Source organism: Enterobacter ludwigii, assembly GCA_023023105.1.
Classification (GTDB): domain Bacteria; phylum Pseudomonadota; class Gammaproteobacteria; order Enterobacterales; family Enterobacteriaceae; genus Enterobacter; species Enterobacter adelaidei.
Map to the genome: position 1 here is coordinate 1,724,355 of CP083824.1, position 19,131 is coordinate 1,743,485.

Annotated in this window: 18 protein-coding genes; 13 read left to right on the top strand and 5 right to left on the bottom strand. The window is 55.1% G+C overall.

The window, feature by feature from the left end; genetic code table 11:
- Positions 1–52 precede the first annotated feature (52 nt).
- Entirely contained in the window at positions 53–1,588 is a 1,536-nt protein-coding gene (gene murJ, locus LCD46_08195) for a murein biosynthesis integral membrane protein MurJ (protein ID UOY72274.1), read from the top strand.
- 59 nt (positions 1,589–1,647) lie between these two features.
- Here the strand turns inward: murJ and flgN are convergent, their stop codons facing one another.
- From flgN to flgA, 3 genes are all read right to left on the bottom strand, one after another.
- The gene (gene flgN, locus LCD46_08200) at positions 1,648–2,073 is read right to left on the bottom strand and encodes a flagella biosynthesis chaperone FlgN (GenBank protein ID UOY72275.1); all 426 of its coding nucleotides are present in this window, start codon (positions 2,071–2,073) and stop codon (positions 1,648–1,650) included.
- A 4-nt stretch (positions 2,074–2,077) separates the two neighbouring features.
- Entirely contained in the window at positions 2,078–2,371 is a 294-nt protein-coding gene (flgM, locus tag LCD46_08205; GenBank protein UOY72276.1) for an anti-sigma-28 factor FlgM, read from the bottom strand.
- Positions 2,372–2,464: 93 nt separating this feature from the next.
- Positions 2,465–3,124, bottom strand: coding sequence for a flagellar basal body P-ring formation protein FlgA (flgA, locus tag LCD46_08210; protein ID UOY72277.1), 660 nt, complete (start codon positions 3,122–3,124; stop codon positions 2,465–2,467).
- Positions 3,125–3,281: 157 nt separating this feature from the next.
- On the opposite strand from flgA, the gene flgB reads away from it, so the two are divergent.
- The 11 genes from flgB to flgL all read left to right on the top strand — a co-directional run bounded on the left by flgB (position 3,282) and on the right by flgL (position 13,178).
- Positions 3,282–3,698 (top strand): flagellar basal body rod protein FlgB, encoded by a 417-nt coding sequence (gene flgB / locus LCD46_08215; GenBank protein UOY72278.1) that lies wholly within the window; start codon positions 3,282–3,284, stop codon positions 3,696–3,698.
- Between the two features lie 3 nt (positions 3,699–3,701).
- Positions 3,702–4,106, top strand: coding sequence for a flagellar basal body rod protein FlgC (flgC, locus tag LCD46_08220; protein UOY72279.1), 405 nt, complete (start codon positions 3,702–3,704; stop codon positions 4,104–4,106).
- A gap of 11 nt (positions 4,107–4,117) precedes the next feature.
- On the top strand, positions 4,118–4,828 hold the full coding sequence (gene flgD / locus LCD46_08225; protein ID UOY72280.1) for a flagellar hook assembly protein FlgD: 711 nt from the start codon (positions 4,118–4,120) through the stop codon (positions 4,826–4,828).
- A gap of 26 nt (positions 4,829–4,854) precedes the next feature.
- Positions 4,855–6,105 carry a flagellar hook protein FlgE gene (gene flgE / locus LCD46_08230; GenBank protein ID UOY72281.1) on the top strand — a complete coding sequence of 417 codons (1,251 nt, stop codon included), beginning with the start codon at positions 4,855–4,857 and terminating at the stop codon, positions 6,103–6,105.
- Positions 6,106–6,125: 20 nt separating this feature from the next.
- Positions 6,126–6,881, top strand: a complete 756-nt coding sequence (locus LCD46_08235; protein UOY72282.1) for a flagellar basal body rod protein FlgF — start codon at positions 6,126–6,128, stop codon at positions 6,879–6,881.
- Between the two features lie 11 nt (positions 6,882–6,892).
- Positions 6,893–7,675, top strand: a complete 783-nt coding sequence (gene flgG / locus LCD46_08240) for a flagellar basal-body rod protein FlgG (GenBank protein ID UOY72283.1) — start codon at positions 6,893–6,895, stop codon at positions 7,673–7,675.
- 57 nt (positions 7,676–7,732) lie between these two features.
- On the top strand, positions 7,733–8,431 hold the full coding sequence (gene flgH, locus LCD46_08245) for a flagellar basal body L-ring protein FlgH (protein UOY72284.1): 699 nt from the start codon (positions 7,733–7,735) through the stop codon (positions 8,429–8,431).
- A gap of 12 nt (positions 8,432–8,443) precedes the next feature.
- A complete protein-coding gene (locus LCD46_08250; GenBank protein ID UOY72285.1) occupies positions 8,444–9,541 on the top strand; it encodes a flagellar basal body P-ring protein FlgI in 1,098 nt (365 codons plus the stop codon).
- Positions 9,541–10,494, top strand: coding sequence for a flagellar assembly peptidoglycan hydrolase FlgJ (gene flgJ / locus LCD46_08255; GenBank protein UOY72286.1), 954 nt, complete (start codon positions 9,541–9,543; stop codon positions 10,492–10,494). The genes LCD46_08250 and flgJ overlap by 1 nt, the downstream gene beginning before the upstream one ends.
- A 75-nt stretch (positions 10,495–10,569) precedes the next feature.
- Positions 10,570–12,210, top strand: coding sequence for a flagellar hook-associated protein FlgK (gene flgK / locus LCD46_08260; GenBank protein UOY72287.1), 1,641 nt, complete (start codon positions 10,570–10,572; stop codon positions 12,208–12,210).
- A 14-nt stretch (positions 12,211–12,224) separates the two neighbouring features.
- Complete coding sequence (flgL, locus tag LCD46_08265) at positions 12,225–13,178, top strand: flagellar hook-associated protein FlgL (GenBank protein ID UOY72288.1); 954 nt, start codon at positions 12,225–12,227, stop codon at positions 13,176–13,178.
- A gap of 74 nt (positions 13,179–13,252) precedes the next feature.
- Here flgL and LCD46_08270 read toward each other — a convergent pair whose 3' ends face one another.
- On the bottom strand, positions 13,253–14,467 hold the full coding sequence (locus tag LCD46_08270; GenBank protein UOY72289.1) for an MFS transporter: 1,215 nt from the start codon (positions 14,465–14,467) through the stop codon (positions 13,253–13,255).
- Positions 14,468–14,576: 109 nt separating this feature from the next.
- On the opposite strand from LCD46_08270, the gene LCD46_08275 reads away from it, so the two are divergent.
- The gene (locus LCD46_08275; protein ID UOY72290.1) at positions 14,577–15,512 is read left to right on the top strand and encodes a LysR family transcriptional regulator; all 936 of its coding nucleotides are present in this window, start codon (positions 14,577–14,579) and stop codon (positions 15,510–15,512) included.
- Between the two features lie 38 nt (positions 15,513–15,550).
- Here LCD46_08275 and rne read toward each other — a convergent pair whose 3' ends face one another.
- Positions 15,551–18,667 (bottom strand): ribonuclease E, encoded by a 3,117-nt coding sequence (rne, locus tag LCD46_08280; protein UOY72291.1) that lies wholly within the window; start codon positions 18,665–18,667, stop codon positions 15,551–15,553.
- Between the last annotated feature and the right edge of the window lie 464 nt (positions 18,668–19,131).

Consider the following 19,131-nt stretch of genomic DNA (forward strand, 5'->3'; position numbering starts at 1 on the left):
CGCTTACGCTTACCCGGCTTACAAATCCGTAGGGTTGTGGAAATTCACATTAATGAACTTATTAAAATCGCTGGCAGCCGTCAGCTCGATGACCATGTTTTCCCGCGTACTCGGTTTTGCGCGCGATGCAATTGTGGCAAGGGTCTTTGGTGCAGGGATGGCTACGGACGCCTTTTTCGTCGCGTTCAAATTGCCAAACCTGTTGCGTCGTATTTTTGCGGAAGGGGCATTTTCTCAGGCTTTTGTTCCGATCCTGGCGGAATATAAAAGTAAGCAGGGTGAGGACGCGACGCGCGTATTTGTCTCTTATGTCTCAGGGTTGTTGACGCTGGCCCTGGCTGTGGTGACTGTCGTCGGGATGCTGGCAGCGCCCTGGGTGATTATGGTGACTGCGCCTGGTTTTGCCGATACGGCAGATAAATTTGCCCTGACCTCACAGCTTCTGCGCATTACCTTCCCTTATATTCTGTTGATCTCGCTGGCCTCGCTGGTGGGGGCGATACTGAACACCTGGAACCGCTTTTCCGTTCCGGCATTTGCGCCGACGTTTCTTAACGTCAGCATGATCGGCTTTGCCCTGTTTGCCGCACCGCATTTCAATCCGCCGGTACTGGCGCTGGCATGGGCGGTGACCGTGGGTGGCGTGCTGCAGCTGGCTTATCAGCTGCCGCATCTGAAAAAAATAGGCATGCTGGTGCTGCCGCGTATCAATCTCAAAGATGCCGGTGCAATGCGTGTTATTAAGCAGATGGGACCTGCGATCCTTGGCGTCTCCGTCAGCCAGATCTCGCTTATCATCAATACCATTTTTGCTTCCTTCCTGGTGTCCGGCTCGGTCTCCTGGATGTACTACGCCGACCGTCTGATGGAGTTTCCGTCCGGGGTGCTGGGGGTGGCGCTGGGGACAATCCTGCTGCCGTCGCTGTCGAAGAGCTTTGCCAGCGGCAATCACGATGAGTACTGCCGGCTGATGGACTGGGGGTTGCGTCTCTGCTTCCTGCTGGCGCTGCCAAGCGCGGTGGCGCTGGGTATTCTGGCCAAACCGCTGACGGTCTCGCTCTTCCAGTACGGAAAATTCACCGCCTTTGATGCCGCCATGACGCAGCGTGCCCTGATTGCCTACTCGGTTGGATTGATGGGGCTGATCGTCGTCAAGGTGCTGGCCCCGGGCTTCTATTCGCGTCAGGACATCAAAACGCCGGTGAAAATTGCGATTGTGACGCTGATTATGACCCAGCTAATGAACCTCGCGTTTATTGGTCCGCTGAAGCATGCGGGCTTGTCGTTGTCTATCGGTCTGGCCGCCTGTCTGAATGCCGGGTTGTTGTACTGGCAGTTGCGTAAGCAGGATATTTTCACGCCGCAGCCGGGCTGGTCCCGCTTCCTTGTCCGTCTGATCGTCGCGGTGCTGGTGATGTCTGCCGCGCTGCTCGGCATGATGTACGTGATGCCGGAATGGTCCCAGGGAACCATGCCATACCGTCTGATGCGGCTGATGGCCGTGGTAGTGGTTGGCGTGGTGGCTTACTTTGCCACGCTCGCCGTGTTGGGGTTCAAGGTGAAAGAGTTCACCCGTCGTACGGCATAAACGCCAAAAGGGGAGTTCACCTTATGGTGCTCCCCACTGCATGATTTGTTGCTGCTGCTTCAAATCGAAATCTTTTTTACACCCGCAATACGTGCAGTAGCAGTCTGACCATCCGCACCGTACAGTCCGGTTTCTTTATGCGGTTTCAACACCTCAAGCGCTTGCTGATTACGCTCTATCTGACCTTCAAGCAGCCAGCCGTTATGCTGGTTAAGATCGCGCAGGTGTCGCGTTTTTTCAGTAATGGTCTGCCAACGCTCAACAATATCGTCATTTGCACTGCGCTTAGGATCTTGCTCAGCGCGGCGTTGTTGCTCCAGATAATCCAGCGTTGCCAGAAGCGAACTTTTATCTTCAGTAATACGCTGCAACGCGCTACCGTTAATGTGACCGGAAGAGAGATGCTGTTGCTCTGCGTCCATTACCGTTTTCAGGTCGTTCAGGACAACCGTCATTTGATCCAGTATTTCTGACAGTCGACTCATACGGTTAGTTACTCTGTAAGAAACTCTGTGCTTCCTGAATCAGGGCATCAGCAATTTTGCTGGTATCCATTTTCAGCTCACCGTTACGAATAGCCGTTTTCAGCGCTTCAACACGTTCCATATTGATATCGTTGCTGCCTGGCTGCATCAGTTTTGCCTGCGCGTCGCTCAGGGTCACGCTGGTGCTGTTGGACGTTGACGGTTTTTCCAGACGCGCTTTCTGCGCTGGCGTGTCATTCGTTTCGCGAGGTTGTACAGCGCTTACCGGCTTCAGGGCTGATGTACGATCAATGCTCATAGTGTTGTCCTCATCGAGGGTTCGCGGCGTTTGCGCCTGACATCATCATTAGTTGAATATTTATCGGCAAGCGGCGCGAAATCTTTAAAAAGATTATAGGTTAATCAGAATATTCCCATCAGAATCGACGGTTCCGCTAACCACCTGGCCTGAGGTCATTCTGACGCGGACGTTTTGTGCCACCGCAGCATTGTTTAACGCTTTCCCTTCGCTGTTGATACTAAAGCCATCTCCGTTGGCCACCACCATCACCTGCTGACCTGCTTTTATCCGCCATGCCTGGCGCAACATTGAGAGCTGTATCGGCTGGCCTGGGGCGACGTCGCGCAGACTGACAGCGTCCTGCGCCTGGTTAATTTCCAGCATCGTGCGTGGCGGCAACTGATCCAGACGGCCGCGTTTTAACGTCACGCTGTTTGTCTGCAGCACGCTGCCGCGCGCAATGGGCACGGCGGCGACAACATAATTGCCCGTCGCCTGAACTGCAACCTGTAAATAGCGTTTTTCGTTGGCGCAGCGTGCCAGCACGTTCACATTCCCCCAGAGCTTTGTGAACCCCACCACGCTGAATGAAGGCTGATCACACGTAGGGTAGAGATTCGGTGGCGTGCGTACGGTAACAGTGACGTCATCGCTAAAACCCGCCAGCTTTTCAGCGAAAAAAGCCGTCAGTTGATCCTGTAAGCCTTCAGCCTGCACCAGAGGGCTAAACAGCAAGAAAGTTGCCACCAGACCACGTTTTAACGTTTGCATCGCAAGTTCCACCGTTTCCAGAATTGAGTGAATTCTACCTGCAGTGGTTTTGCATCAACGGAATAAATAGCGACGCATTTTGCGCTTATTCCGTCGATAGGGGAGACCGGGTGAGATTTAAGCTGTGAACTGAAATTTTGCCATCAGCGGAGGAGACATGCTCGATAAACTCGACGCCGCGTTACGTTTTCAGCAGGAAGCGCTCAATTTACGCGCCCAGCGGCAGGAGATTTTAGCCGCCAACATCGCCAACGCCGATACCCCAGGGTATCAGGCGCGCGATATTGATTTTTCCAGTGAACTCAAAAAGGTGATGGAGCGTGGACGTGCCGAAGAAACGGGTGTTGCACTCGCCATGACATCCTCGCGCCATATTCCTGCTCAGGCGATGACCGCGCCAACGACCGATTTACTCTATCGCATTCCCGATCAGCCTTCACTCGACGGCAACACCGTGGATATGGACCGGGAGCGTACGCAGTTTGCCGATAACAGCCTGAAATACCAGACGGGACTGACCCTACTCGGCGGACAAATCAAAGGCATGATGAACGTCCTGCAGGGGGGCAACTGATAGATGGCCTTGCTGAATATTTTTGATATCGCCGGTTCGGCGTTAACCGCGCAGTCCAAACGTCTGAACGTGGCTGCCAGTAACCTGGCGAACGCCGACAGCGTGACTGGACCAGACGGCCAGCCTTATCGTGCCAAACAGGTTGTCTTCCAGGTTGATGCGGCGCCTGGCGCGGCAACGGGCGGCGTGAAAGTGTCTGATGTGGTAGAGAGCCAGGCACCGGATAAGCTGGTGTATGAGCCTGGCAACCCACTCGCGGATGCTAACGGATACGTGAAAATGCCTAATGTGGATGTGGTGGGTGAGATGGTGAACTCCATGTCGGCTTCCCGTAGTTACCAGGCCAACGTCGAAGTGCTTAATACCGTGAAGAGCATGATGCTCAAAACACTCACTCTCGGCCAGTAAAGGAGACATGCATGTCCATCGCCGTAAATGTGAATGATCCTACGAACTCGGGTGTTAACAACACAAAGAGTACGACGGGTTCTAACTCCCTCACCGGGAGCAATGCCGCCGATCTTCAGGGCAGCTTTCTGACGCTGCTGGTGGCGCAGCTTAAGAACCAGGATCCCACTAACCCGATGCAGAACAACGAACTGACCACGCAGCTTGCGCAGATCAGCACCGTTAGCGGCATTGAGAAACTGAACACCACCCTCGGTTCCGTCTCTGGACAGATTGGTAGCAGCCAGTCTCTGCAGGCGGCAAGCCTGATTGGCCACGGGGTGATGATCCCGGGAACCACGATTCTGGCAGGCACCAGCACTACCGAAGGCAACACCACAACGAGCACCACGCCGTTTGGCGTTGAGCTCCAGCAGCCGGCTGAGAAGGTGACTGCAACGATCACGGATTCCACTGGCGCAGTTGTCCGTACCATTGATATTGGCGAGCTGAAGGCGGGCGTTCACACCTTTACGTGGGATGGCAGCCTGACCGACGGTACTAAAGCACCAAACGGTTCCTACAAAGTGGCAATCAGCGCCAGCAACGGGACAACCCAGCTGGTGGCGCAGCCGCTGCAGTTCGCGCTGGTCCAGGGCGTAATTAAAGGAAGCGACGGCAACAAACTGGATTTGGGTACCTCAGGTACCACCACACTCGACGAAGTTCGGCAGATTATCTAAGCCTTAACACTTATCAGGAGTAAGTCATGGCCTTTTCTCAAGCGGTCAGCGGCCTGAATGCTGCGGCCACCAACCTGGACGTCATTGGCAACAACATCGCCAACTCCGCGACCTATGGTTTTAAATCCGGTTCTGCTTCCTTTGCAGACATGTTTGCCGGTTCTAAAGTTGGCCTGGGCGTGAAAGTTGCGGGCATCACTCAGGACTTTACCGACGGCACCACCACCAACACCGGTCGTGGTCTGGACGTCGCCATCAGCCAGAACGGTTTCTTCCGTATGGTTGATTCCAACGGCTCTGTGTTCTACAGCCGTAACGGCCAGTTCAAGCTGGACGAAAACCGCACGCTGGTTAACATGCAGGGCATGCAGCTGACGGGCTATCCGGTAGCCGGATCGCCTCCGACCGTTCAGACCGGTGCGAACCCACAGGCGATTACTATCCCGAATACCCTGATGGCGGCGAAATCGACCACCACCGCGACGCAGCAGATCAACCTGAACTCAACCGATCCTGTTCAAACTGCCCCGTTCGATGCGACTAACCCGGATACCTACAACAAAAAAGGGACCGTGACCGTATTCGACAGCCAGGGTAACGCCCATAACATGTATGTCTACTACGTTAAGACAGCCAACAATAAATGGGATCTTTACACTCAGGACGGCAGCGTTGCGGGTTCTACAGCAGCGAAAGCGGCGCAGATGAACTTTGATGCGAACGGTAACCTGGCGGGTGTCTATAACTACGACGCTGCGGGTGTGCTGAGCGCAACGCCAAACGCAACCCCTGCAATCAACATCACCACCGGTTCTGTCAGCGGTGCGACGGCGGCGACTTTCTCCCTGAGCTTCCTGAACTCCATGCAGCAGAACACCGGTGCGAACAGCGTGGTGGCAACCAATCAGAACGGCTACAAGCCTGGCGACCTGGTGAGCTACCAGATCAACGGCGATGGCACCGTGGTGGGAAGCTACTCTAACGAACAGTCTCAGGTTCTGGGTCAGATCGTACTGGCAAACTTTGCCAACAACGAAGGTCTGAAATCGGAAGGCGATAACGTCTGGTCTGCCAGCCAGTCCTCCGGCGTGGCGCTGCTGGGTACCGCGGGTACCGGTAACTTCGGCAAGCTGACCAACGGCGCGCTGGAAGCCTCCAACGTGGATATGAGTAAAGAACTGGTGAACATGATCGTCGCGCAGCGTAACTATCAGTCGAACGCGCAGACCATCAAAACCCAGGACCAGATCCTCAACACGCTGGTTAACCTGCGTTAAGCGGCTAACAGGAAAGCGCAATGGATCACGCAATATATACCGCGATGGGCGCGGCAAGTCAGACGCTCAACCAGCAGGCCGTTACGGCCAGTAACCTGGCAAACGCCTCGACACCGGGTTTTCGTGCCCAGCTTAATGCGCTGCGCGCGGTGCCGGTTGAAGGGCTTTCCCTGCCAACCCGTACGCTGGTGACGGCATCAACCCCTGGCGCAGATATGACGCCAGGGCAGATGGATTACACGTCACGCCCGCTGGATGTTGCCCTGCAGCAGGACGGCTGGCTGGCGGTGCAAACCGCTGACGGTGGGGAAGGTTATACCCGTAACGGCAATATCCAGGTGAGCGCGACGGGCCAGTTAACGATTCAGGGGCACCCGGTAATGGGGGAAGCGGGTCCGCTGACCGTGCCGGAAGGCTCTGAGCTGACTATCGCCGCGGACGGCACCATTTCGGCGCTGAACCCGGGTGATCCGGCTAATACCGTTGCGCCCGTCGGTCGTCTGAAGCTGGTTAAGGCGGAAGGTAAAGAGGTACAGCGCGGCGACGACGGCATGTTTCGTCTGACCCAGGCGGCTCAGGCGACGCGTGGTGCCACGTTACAGGCCGATCCGAGCATCCGCGTGATGTCCGGCGTTCTGGAAGGCAGCAACGTTAAGCCGGTAGCCGCCATGAGCGACATGATTGCCAGCGCCCGCCGTTTTGAAATGCAGATGAAGATCATCAGCAGCGTGGATGAAAACGCGGGCAAGGCTAACCAACTTCTGGCTATGAGTTAACAGGACTCCTTATGATCAGTTCTTTATGGATCGCGAAAACTGGCCTGGACGCCCAGCAAACCAATATGGACGTGATTGCCAACAACCTGGCAAACGTGAGCACCAATGGTTTCAAGCGTCAGCGCGCCGTTTTCGAAGATTTGCTTTATCAAACCATCCGCCAGCCGGGTGCACAGTCTTCTGAACAGACGACGCTGCCGTCGGGTTTACAGATCGGTACCGGCGTTCGTCCGGTAGCCACCGAGCGTCTGCACAGCCAGGGCAATCTGTCTCAGACCAACAACAGCAAAGACGTGGCGATCAAAGGCCAGGGCTTCTTCCAGGTGCAGCTGCCTGACGGTACCTCTGCCTATACCCGCGACGGTTCGTTCCAGGTCGATCAGAACGGCCAACTGGTAACGGCGGGCGGTTTCCAGGTTCAGCCTGCGATTACCATCCCGGCGAACGCCCTGAGCATCACCATCGGACGTGACGGTGTCGTCAGCGTGACCCAGCAGGGACAGGCCGCGCCGGTTCAGGTCGGGCAGCTCAACCTGACCACCTTCATGAACGATACTGGTCTGGAAAGCATTGGTGAGAACCTCTACACCGAAACGCAATCCTCCGGTACGCCAAATGAGAGCACCCCGGGCCTGAACGGCGCGGGCCTGCTGTATCAGGGCTATGTTGAAACCTCCAACGTGAACGTGGCGGAAGAGCTGGTGAATATGATCCAGGTCCAGCGCGCGTATGAAATTAACAGTAAAGCAGTGTCGACGACCGACCAGATGCTGCAGAAACTGACGCAACTCTAAGGTGTAGCCCGGTGCGGTAAACGCCGCGCCGGCTCCCTGTTTTCGAAGATGAAGGCAATGCAAAAAAACGCGGCGTTTCGTTATCCGATACTGACTGTTCTGGCTGTCACCCTCAGCGGGTGTGCTTGGATCCCGTCTAAACCTTTGGTCCAGGGTGCGACGACTGCCCAACCCGTTCCTGGCCCCGCGCCAGTGGTAAACGGCTCCATTTTCCAGACCGCGCAGCCGATTAATTACGGCTATCAGCCGCTGTTTGAAGATCGCCGCCCGCGTAACGTCGGCGATACATTGACCATTGTGCTGCAGGAAAACGTCAGCGCGAGCAAGAGCTCGTCGGCGAACGCCAGCCGCGATGGCAAAACTAATTTTGGCTTCGATACCGTGCCACGCTATCTCGAAGGGTTGTTCGGCAACGCGCGTGCGGATGTGAACGCGTCCGGCGGCAATACCTTTAACGGTAAAGGCGGCGCGAACGCCAGCAACACCTTCAGCGGCACGCTGACGGTCACGGTTGACCAGGTTCTGGTTAACGGCAACTTGCACGTTGTGGGTGAAAAACAGATCGCCATCAACCAGGGCACTGAATTCATTCGTTTCTCGGGCGTGGTTAACCCTCGCACGATCAGCGGCACCAACACCGTTCCGTCCACCCAGGTGGCGGATGCGCGCATTGAGTACGTCGGTAACGGCTACATCAACGAAGCGCAAAATATGGGTTGGCTGCAGCGCTTCTTCCTTAATTTATCGCCGATGTAAGCGAGGTGACCCATGTTTAAATCGATCTTCGCCGTGGCGCTGGCGCTGGTGGCAACGTTTGCCCAGGCTGACCGTATTCGCGATCTCACCAGCGTTCAGGGCGTACGCGAAAACTCCCTGATTGGCTATGGCCTGGTGGTCGGTCTGGATGGCACCGGTGACCAGACCACCCAGACGCCTTTCACCACTCAGAGTTTAAACAACATGCTTTCCCAGCTCGGCATTACGGTCCCGGCGGGAACCAACATGCAGCTGAAAAACGTGGCCGCCGTTATGGTTACCGCGTCCTACCCGGCGTTTGCGCGTCAGGGGCAGACCATTGACGTGGTGGTCTCCTCAATGGGTAACGCCAAAAGCCTGCGCGGCGGTACGCTGCTGATGACTCCGCTGAAAGGCGTTGACAGCCAGGTCTATGCGCTGGCGCAGGGGAACATTCTGGTTGGCGGTGCGGGTGCATCCGCAGGCGGAAGCAGCGTGCAGGTGAACCAGTTGAACGGTGGACGTATCACTAACGGCGCCATCATTGAGCGTGAGTTGCCGACCCAGTTTGGCGCAGGCAACACCATCAATCTGCAGCTCAATAATGAAGACTTCACCATGGCACAGCAAATTGCCGATACCATCAACCGCAGCCGCGGTTACGGTAATGCAACGGCACTGGATGCGCGCACCGTGCAGATCCGTACCTCAACGGGTAGCAGCAACCAGGTGCGCATGCTGGCAGATATCCAGAATATGGAAGTGAATGTTCCAGTGCAGGATGCGAAGGTGATCATTAACTCCCGTACGGGCTCGGTGGTGATGAACCGGGAAGTTTCTCTGGACAGTTGTGCCGTGGCGCAGGGTAACCTCTCCGTGACGGTGAACCGCTCCGCGAACGTGAGTCAGCCAAATACGCCATTTGGTGGTGGCCAGACGGTGGTGACACCGCAAACGCAGATTGATCTGCGCCAGAGCGGCGGGTCGTTGCAGAGCGTTCGCTCCAGCGCCAACCTGAACAGCGTGGTGCGTGCTCTGAACGCCCTGGGTGCAACGCCGATGGATCTGATGTCCATCCTGCAATCCATGCAAAGCGCGGGCTGTTTGCGTGCCAAACTGGAAATCATCTAATGCTGACCGATAGCAAACTGTTGACCAGTGCCGCCTGGGACGCCCAGTCGCTCAACGAACTGAAAACCAAAGCAGGTAAAGACCCGGCGGCGAATATCCGCCCGGTTGCCCGCCAGGTGGAAGGGATGTTTGTACAGATGATGTTGAAAAGCATGCGTGAAACCCTGCCGAAAGATGGGATGTTCAGCAGCGATTCAACGCGTTTGTACACCAGCATGTATGACCAGCAGATTGCGCAGCAGATGACTGCCGGTAAAGGTCTCGGTCTGGCTGACATGATTGTGAAACAGACCGACGCCGCGCAAGGTATTCAGCCGCAAGAGCAGACGCAGCAAGTGCCGATGAAGTTCGACCTGGAAACGGTGACCAGTTATCAGAACCAGGCGCTGACGCAGATGGTGCGTAAGGCGATCCCGAAAACAACGGGGGGCGGTGATGAACCCCTCTCCGGCGACAGCAAAGACTTCCTGGCGCAGCTTTCTCTGCCTGCGCGACTTGCCAGTGAACAGAGCGGTGTTCCACACCACCTGATTCTGGCACAGGCCGCGCTGGAATCGGGCTGGGGTCAGCGACAGGTCCGCAAGGAAAACGGCGAGCCGAGCTTTAACATCTTCGGCGTGAAGGCGACTTCCGGCTGGAAGGGACCAACCACGGAGATCACGACCACCGAATACGAGAACGGTGCGGCGGTGAAGGTCAAAGCAAAATTCCGCGTTTACAGCTCTTATCTGGAAGCGTTGTCCGATTATGTCGGCCTGCTGAGCCGAAATCCGCGTTATACCGCCGTTACCCAGGCGGCGACGGCGGAGCAGGGGGCTCAGGCTCTGCAAAATGCAGGTTATGCGACCGATCCGAACTATGCGCGTAAGCTCACCAGCATGATCCAGCAGCTGAAATCCATGGGCGAGAAGGTCAGCAAAGCCTATAGCACAGATATTGAAAATCTGTTCTGAAAGTTCTCAAGTCCCGGTGGAGGTTGCCGATAACCTTCATCAGGACTCGTGTCTGAACGTATAAAAGGAACCCCCATGTCCAGTTTGATTAACAGCGCCATGAGTGGCCTCAGTGCTGCGCAGTCGGCACTCAATACCGTCAGTAATAATATTTCAAGCTATAACGTGGCAGGTTACACCCGCCAGACCACGGTGCTGGGCGCGTCTAACAGCACGCTGACCGGCGGTGGCTGGGTGGGTAACGGGGTTTATGTCTCCGGTGTCCAGCGTGAGTATGACGCTTTCATCACCAACCAGTTGCGTGCCGCGCAAACGCAGAGCAGCGGCCTGACGACGCGCTATCAGCAGATGTCAAAAATCGACGATGTGCTGTCCGATACGACCAACTCGCTCTCTACGACGTTGCAGGACTTCTTCAAGAGTCTGCAAACGCTGGTAAGCAACGCGGAAGATCCCGCTGCACGCCAGACGGTGCTGGGAAAAGCGGGCGGTCTGGTCAATCAGTTTAAAACCAACGATCAGTATCTCCGCGATCAGGATACGCAGGTAAATACCGCGATTTCGACCAGCGTTTCTCAGATCAACAACTACGCCAAACAGATTGCGAATCTGAACGATCAGATTTCCCGTCTGACCGGTGTCGGTGCGGGTGCATCGCCAAACGATCTGCTCGACCAGCGCGATCAGCTCGTCAATGAGCTGAACAAAATCGTAGGTGTGGAAGTTTCTGTTCAGGATAGCGGTACGTTTAACATCTCTTTCGGCAACGGTTACAGCCTGGTGCAGGGCAGCAAAGCCAACCAGCTGGCGGCAGTTAAGTCCAGCGCTGATCCGGCTCGTACGACCGTAGCCTACGTCGACGACGTTGCGGGTAATATTGAGATCCCGGAAAAAATGATTACGACCGGCTCTTTAGGCGGTTTGCTGACATTCCGTAATGAAGATCTGGATAAAGCCCGTAACACCCTGAACCAAATGGCACTGGCCTTTGCCGATGCAATGAACACGCAGCATGAAGCCGGTTTTGATGCAAACGGTGATGCGGGCGGTAAGCTGTTCGACTTCGGTTCTCCGGCGGTTCTGTCCAATAGCAAGAATGGCGGTTCGGCCGTTGTTACGGCTTCTGTAACGGACAGCAAACAAGTCCAGGCGACAGACTATAAGCTGCAATTTAATGGCACCGACTGGACGGTCACCCGTACCTCCGATAAAACCAGCTTTACGATGAGCCCGGATGCAAGCGGCAATCTGTCGTTTGACGGTCTTAACGTCAATGTGAGCGGCACAGCAAACACCAAAGACAGTTTCACCGTGAAGCCTGTTTCCAATGTCATCATGAACATGGATCTGGCAATCAGTGACGAGTCTAAACTGGCGATGGCGTCGGTGCAGAACGGCGGTGAGAGTGACAACCGTAACGGTCAAAAACTGCTTGATTTGCAAAATGCCAAAGTGGTGGGGGGAAACAAAACCTTCAACGATGCGTATGCTTCTCTCGTCAGTACCGTCGGTAGCTCAACGGCGTCACTGAAAGTGAGCAGCCAGACGAAAGCGAATGTGGAAACACAGTTAGTTAAACAACAGCAGACCATCTCTGGGGTAAACCTCGACGAAGAGTATGGCAATTTGCAGCGTTATCAGCAGTATTACCTGGCTAATGCGCAGGTTCTCCAGACTGCCAGTACGCTCTTCGATGCAATTATCAACATTCGTTAAGGTTGAGGTGAACAATGCGTATTAGCACCCAGATGATGTATGAGCAGAACATGCGTGGGATCACTGATTCCCAGAGCAGGTGGCTGAACTACGGTGAGCAAATGTCCACCGGTAAGCGCGTCAATCGTCCGTCGGATGATCCTATCGCGGCTTCTCAGGCCATTGTTCTGTCACAATCGCAGTCACAAAATAGCCAGTTCGCGTTAGCGCGTACCTTTGCCACGCAAAAGGTTTCGCTGGAAGATAATGTGTTAACCCAGGTGAATACCGCGATATCCAGCGTGCGTGAGAAATTAGTCTACGCGTCGAACGGGACATTAAGCGATGATGACCGTCTTTCTCTGGCGACCGATATTCAGGGGATCCGCGATCAGCTCATGAACCTGGCCAACACGACGGATGGTAATGGTCGCTTTATCTTCGCGGGATACAAAACCGAAAGCGCACCGTTTGATGCCGCGACCGGGAATTACAACGGTGGTGCTGAGGCGATCACTCAGCAGGTCGATACGGCGCGGAATATGGCGATAAGCCATACAGGTCAGCAGATTTTCGAAAGCATTACCAGTAATGCGGAACAGCTGCCGGGCGGTGGATATGGCGAAACCAATATGTTCAAGATCCTTGATTCTGCTATTGCATCGTTGAAGACACCGATTGAAAACGATCCGGCTGCTGCCACTGCGCAAAGCCAGGTGATTGCCAATGCGCAAATCGGTATCAAAAACTCCCAGAACAATATCCTTACCGTTGTTGCGGACGTGGGCACCAAGATGAACGAGCTGGAAAAACTCGATACGCTGGGTGACGATCGTGCGCTTGGGCAGACTAAGCAGATGAGTGACCTGGTTGATGTAGACTGGAACGAAGCGATTTCCTCTTACACCATGCAGCAGGCGGCCTTGCAGGCGTCTTATAAAGCGTTTAGCGATATGCAGGGCATGTCTCTGTTCCAGCTGAACAAATAACATCTTGACCTCTTAGAACATGTCTTGAAACTGGGCATGTTTTACTGCCCAATCCGTCTGGATTGGGCATTTTTTTATGCAACTTCTGCTGGTGTGGAGGCGACTCGGGCGCTTTCAACCAGACGGATCCCCAGCGCAATGACGCCACAGACGGTTGCCAGAGCGACCACGCCCGTCCAGCCCGCCAGCGAGTAAATATTACTGCCTATGGCTGAGCCCAGTGCCATGCCGATAAAGATAACGGTAAAGAGCAGAGCATTAAGGCGGCCCCGGGCCTGTGGTTCAAGGCTGTAGACCAGATTCTGATGGGCCACCAGACTGGACTGCAGACCCAGATCGAACCCAACGGCAGAGACGGCAATCAGAATCAGCTGCCCGTGAATTCCCAAAGCAGGCATCAGGAACATCAGGGCAAACGAGACGGTCACAAGTAATGCGCCAAGCTGTGTGACTTTTCCGGCTCCCAGTTTATCTGCCAGCCCACCCGCCAGCGGGGCGGCTAATGCACCTGCTGCACCCGCAATACCAAAACCACCGGCTACGGCACTACCCAGGTGATAACGCTCCAGAAGCATAACCGCCAGCGTGGACCAGAAGGCGCTAAAGGCAATCGAGAGAAAACCCTGTGCCAGCGCTGCACGGCGCAATGCCGGATAACGACGCCACAGATGTTCCATAGAACGCATCAGCGCGGGGTAGCTCAGCGTGGAGTGAATGGCGAAACGGGGAAGTACAATCCACATCATCACCCCGATAAACGCAATGCTCACCGCAGCCAGTTGGTACATGACGCGCCAGCCAAAGGCTTCTCCCACCACGCCGCTAACAGTTCTCGACAACAAGATGCCCATCAGCAGCCCCGTCATTACCGTACCCACGGTTTTCCCCAGCTTCCCTTCCGGCGCGAGAATAGCCGCCGCCGGAACGATATCTTGTGCCATGGTGGCGGCCATGCCGATAAGCAAACTTGCCAGCAACAGGGAATGGAGTTGCCCGGTCAGGCTACAGCCCAGCAGGAACAGGGCGAGCGCCGCGCTTTTTATCAGAATTAACGTCCTGCGGTCATGACGATCGCCCAGTGGAAGCAGGAACAGAATGCCGAGCGCATAACCTGCCTGAGTTAAGGTTGGTACTAACCCCATGCCTTCAATGCTCAGATGAAGATCGGCACCCATGAGCGGAAGAAGGGGCTGGGCGTAATAGATGGATGCCACGCTAAAGCCAGCACCCAGCGCCAGCATGAAAATTACCCAGCGGCTGGCTGCGTGGGGGGAAGTCGTTGTGTTCATAAGATGTTCCTCATTCGTCGTGTGGGGCTATTTTTTATCAGTCTGCCTTGCGAGGGTAGCCAGCCTGGTGGTAAAACGCTTATACGTTAAACGTATGTCAGGGAGGTGTATGAAACGAGTTGAGCGTTTAGACAGAGTGGAATTGATGCGAACGTTTGTTCGTATCGTTGAAACCGGGTCGTTATCAGCAGCGGCAAGGCAGCTTTCAACCACTCAGGCCACGGTTAGCCGACGTTTGCAGTCTCTGGAGACCCTGCTGGGGGCTCGCTTGCTGCTGCGTACAACCCATGCGACCCGACTTACTGACGATGGTGAGCGCTGCTATCAACACGCCCGGCGCGTGATTGACAGCTGGCTGGCACTTGAGGATGAAGTCGGACAGGCTGAAGATGAACCGGTGGGGGTATTACGGGTGCGTGCACCGCACGCTTTCGGGCAGGATCAGTTTCTGAAGCCATTAACCGAATTTTTGCATCGTTATCCGCAGTTGTCCGTTGAGTGGATGTTGCATGACAGGTCGGTAGATTTCCTGAGTGACAACATTGATTGCGCGATCCGCGTGGGTGCTGAGGTCGATCCGGCGACGGTATCAGTGCAACTGGCAGAGGTGCCGCGCTCCGTCGTGGCATCCCCGGTACTGCTGGCGCGTTTTCCGGAGGTCAAAACGCCAGAGGATTTGCAGGCACTTCCCTGGATCGCCATCAGTACCTTTTATCAGCGGCATATAGAGTTATTTGACGGCTCGGCACAACCAACGCGTATCGCCATTACGCCGCGTCTCAGTACTGACAGTTTGTACGTGGCGCGCAATACGGTATTAACCGGGCTGGGTGTCGCGATGGTCTCCAGCTGGACGGTGAAAGAGGATATTGAGGAAGGGCGCCTGATTCATCTTCTTCCTGAGTGGCAACCTGCGGCTCTGCCAGTCCATCTGGTTTATCCCTGGTCGCGTTACTATCCGGCGCGTTTACGTCATTTTCTTGAGATGATGAAGCAAGTGATGCCGGACATTGCCGGAATGAGAAAGCCTGTAAACAAGCAATAAAAAAGCCGACCCGGAGGTCGGCTTTTTACTTGATGCCGTTACTCGACAGAGCGCGGGCGAGTCGCCGGTGCAGTCGCCTGATGCGTTGCACTATGACCACCTGCTGAGCCTTTGCCTTCGAAATTGAAAGCAGGGCGTACCCAGTCACTGTGACGCGGGGTTTCAGGCACGTACTCAGGTGCCGGAGCGCGCGTCATAGGAGCTGTCGCCACGTGGGCAGAAGCTGGCGTAGACACAACCGGCTCCGGTTTCACCTCAGGTGCTTTCACTTCTTCGGCTGCACGAACAGGTTCAGCGACAATCTCAACATCCTGAACCACATTTTCAGTGACGGTTTCGGCCACGATTTCAGCGGTATCTTCAACAGCAGCAGCAGGCTGTACTTCTTCCGCGACCTCTTCTGCCACTACGGTATCTTCTTCAGCAATCAGCTGCGGTGCAGCATCAACCGGGGTGGCAATCACTTCCGGATGCGTGGTTTCTACCGTCACGGCATGCGGGGTTTCTACCTCAATAGCTTGCGGTTCAACCACGATGGCTGCTTCAGCTACGGCTTCTTCCACTGCTGCGACTGGCGCAATCAACTCTTCTGTCACCACCTGTTGTTCCACAACCTGCTCCGGACGAGCGACCGGGTAGCGGATCCAGACTTTACCGGATGCCATTTCAGGTGATGCGCATGCCACGGCTAATGGCATTGGCGACTGGGCAGGGTAACGCTCATCACGATAACGACGGCGACGCTGACCACTGACGCGCAGATGGCGTGGAGAACGACGTGAACGACGCGGCATACCGGCATTATCGCGGTTTTCACCGTTCTCATCCTGCTCAACCGTGTTTTCTACCACAGCCGGCAGATCAACTTTTGCCAGTTGGGTACCGGTTGTGTTCTCGCTTGTTTCAGCGGTGACAATGGTTGACTCTTCGGTAGCTTCGGAGGTGAAGCGTACTTTCTGCGCAAGCTGACGCTGCTTACGACGCGGCATAACCTGAGTCCGTTCTTCCTGCTCACCGTCCTGCTGTTCAACAGGCTCTTCGCGGTTCAGGTTTTTGACTTCCTGCTGCGCCTGACGTTTCTCGTCGTTACGACGACGGTTACGCTCGCGACGTGGCTGCTGGTCGTCACGCTGTTTGCTCTTCTCAGACTCATCGCCCGCCTGCTGGCGAATTTCACGATCTTCAACATTTTGCTGTTGTTTCTCGCGACGGTTGCGACGGTTGTCTTCACGTTGTTCACGGCCTTCACCGTTGTCTGAACGGTTGTCACGACGCTCGCTGCGGTCATTACGGTCGTTGCGGTCATTACGATCGCGGCGATTGTTCTGACGCTTACGACGGTCCTGCTGACGCTCAGGCTTGGCCGCTTTTGGCTCTTCTTTCGGCTGCTCTGGCTGTGCTTCCTCGCCGGCAAACATTTTCTTCAATGCGCCAAAGAAGCGGCTCAGAAGACCTGGTTGATCCGGTTGGGTTTTTTCCACTGTGACTGCTGATTTCTGTGCCGCAGGTTTTGCAGCAGGTTTTTCCAGCGCCGTTTCAGGTGGTGCTTCAGGCATGATAAAGGTCGCTAACGCAGGCTGCTCTGGCAGTTTACGCTCGGCAGGCTCTTCATCGGAAGGCAGAGCCATCTCTTCTTCATGCAGCTTCGGCAGCAGGTAGCTGAGCGTGGTTGTCTCTTCGCCTTTACGGACGCGCAGCACGTGATAGTGCGGGGTTTCCATCTGATCGTTTGGCACGATAATGCAGCGAACGCCACCCTGGCGTGCTTCGATGGCACTTACCGCTGCACGTTTTTCGTTCAGCAGGTAGGACGCAATTGGCACAGGAACAATGGCGTGAACCTCTTTGGTGTTCTCTTTCAGTGCTTCTTCTTCGATCAGACGCAGGATAGAGAGGGACAGAGATTCGTTATCACGCACGGTACCGGTGCCGGAGCAACGCGGGCAGACGTGATGGCTGGATTCACCCAGTGACGGGCTCAGACGCTGACGGGACATCTCCAGCAAACCGAAACGCGAGATATGGCTAATCTGGATGCGCGCACGGTCCTGACGCACCGCCTCACGCAGACGGTTTTCAACCGCGCGCTGGTGACGAACCGGGGTCATGTCGATGAAGTCGATAACGATCAGACCACCCAGGTCGCGCAGGCGGAGCTGGCGGGCGATTTCATCAGCGGCTTCAAGGTTGGTATTGAAGGCAGTCTCTTCGATGTCGCCGCCGCGTGTTGCACGCGCGGAGTTGATATCGATAGCTGTCAGCGCTTCAGTGGTATCAATAACGATAGAACCACCGGATGGCAGACGCACTTCACGCTGGAACGCTGACTCAATCTGGGATTCAATCTGATAGTGGCTGAACAGCGGGATTTCACCGGTGTACAGTTTGATTTTGCTGGTGAAATCCGGACGACCCAATGCGGCAATGTGCTGGCGCGCCAGCTCAAGCACTTTCGGGTTATCGATCAGAATCTCACCGATGTCCTGACGCAGGTAATCACGGAAGGCACGCACGATAACGTTGCTTTCCTGGTGGATCAGGAATGGAGCAGGGCGGCTTTCCGCTGCTTTCTGGATGGCTTCCCAGTGCTTCAGACGGAAACTCAGGTCCCACTGCAATGCTTCGGCTGATTTACCTACGCCTGCAGTACGCACGATAAGCCCCATGCCATCAGGCAATTCGAGACTAGCCAGCGCTTCTTTCAGCTCGGTACGGTCATCACCTTCGATACGGCGAGAGATACCACCCGCGCGCGGGTTGTTTGGCATCAGAACCAGATAGCTCCCTGCCAGGCTGATAAAGGTAGTCAGTGCGGCGCCTTTATTGCCACGCTCTTCTTTATCAATCTGAACGATAACTTCCTGACCTTCACGCAGAACATCTTTGATGTTTGGACGGCCATGGGAGTTGTAGTTTGCAGGGAAATATTCGCGGGCGATTTCTTTCAGAGGGAGAAAACCGTGACGCTCAGCACCGTAATCGACAAATGCAGCTTCAAGGCTTGGTTCAATGCGGGTGATTTTACCTTTGTAAATGTTCGCTTTTTTCTGTTCGTGTCCAGGACTTTCGATATCCAGATCGTACAGGCGCTGCCCATCCACAAGGGCGACACGCAACTCTTCTTGCTGAGTTGCGTTGATTAACATTCTTTTCATCGTAACTTACTCGTTATTCTTACATTGACGACAAAGCTGCGGGCAAGGTGACGCTTTCCGGGGTATGAACCGATGGCCTCGTGTCTATTCACGTCGCCAACCTCACGGTTGTCGCTCGCTTAAGAGGCGCAGAGTGTCGGTTGCCTGTATTTCATACGGAAACACAGCGCAATTATCAGGGGAATTGCCTGGGTAGAACTCTCCAGAGAACAATCCTTATACCGGGAAGTACTGCAACCCGCAGCCCGCTAACTGCCTGAAAGATCAATACGTCTTACGCCATTGCTGCGTGGATGATCGGTCAGACAAAATTGGTCATTCCGTCAACATCCTTACAAAACCTGGATTAAACACGGAAAACGGATTCATTATTCCACTGCTCGCCGGGTTATAGCAAGATGACTTTTACCAATTATCACCCGGTTACTCACAGTTTCTTCACTTCTGAATGGTGATTGGTTTAA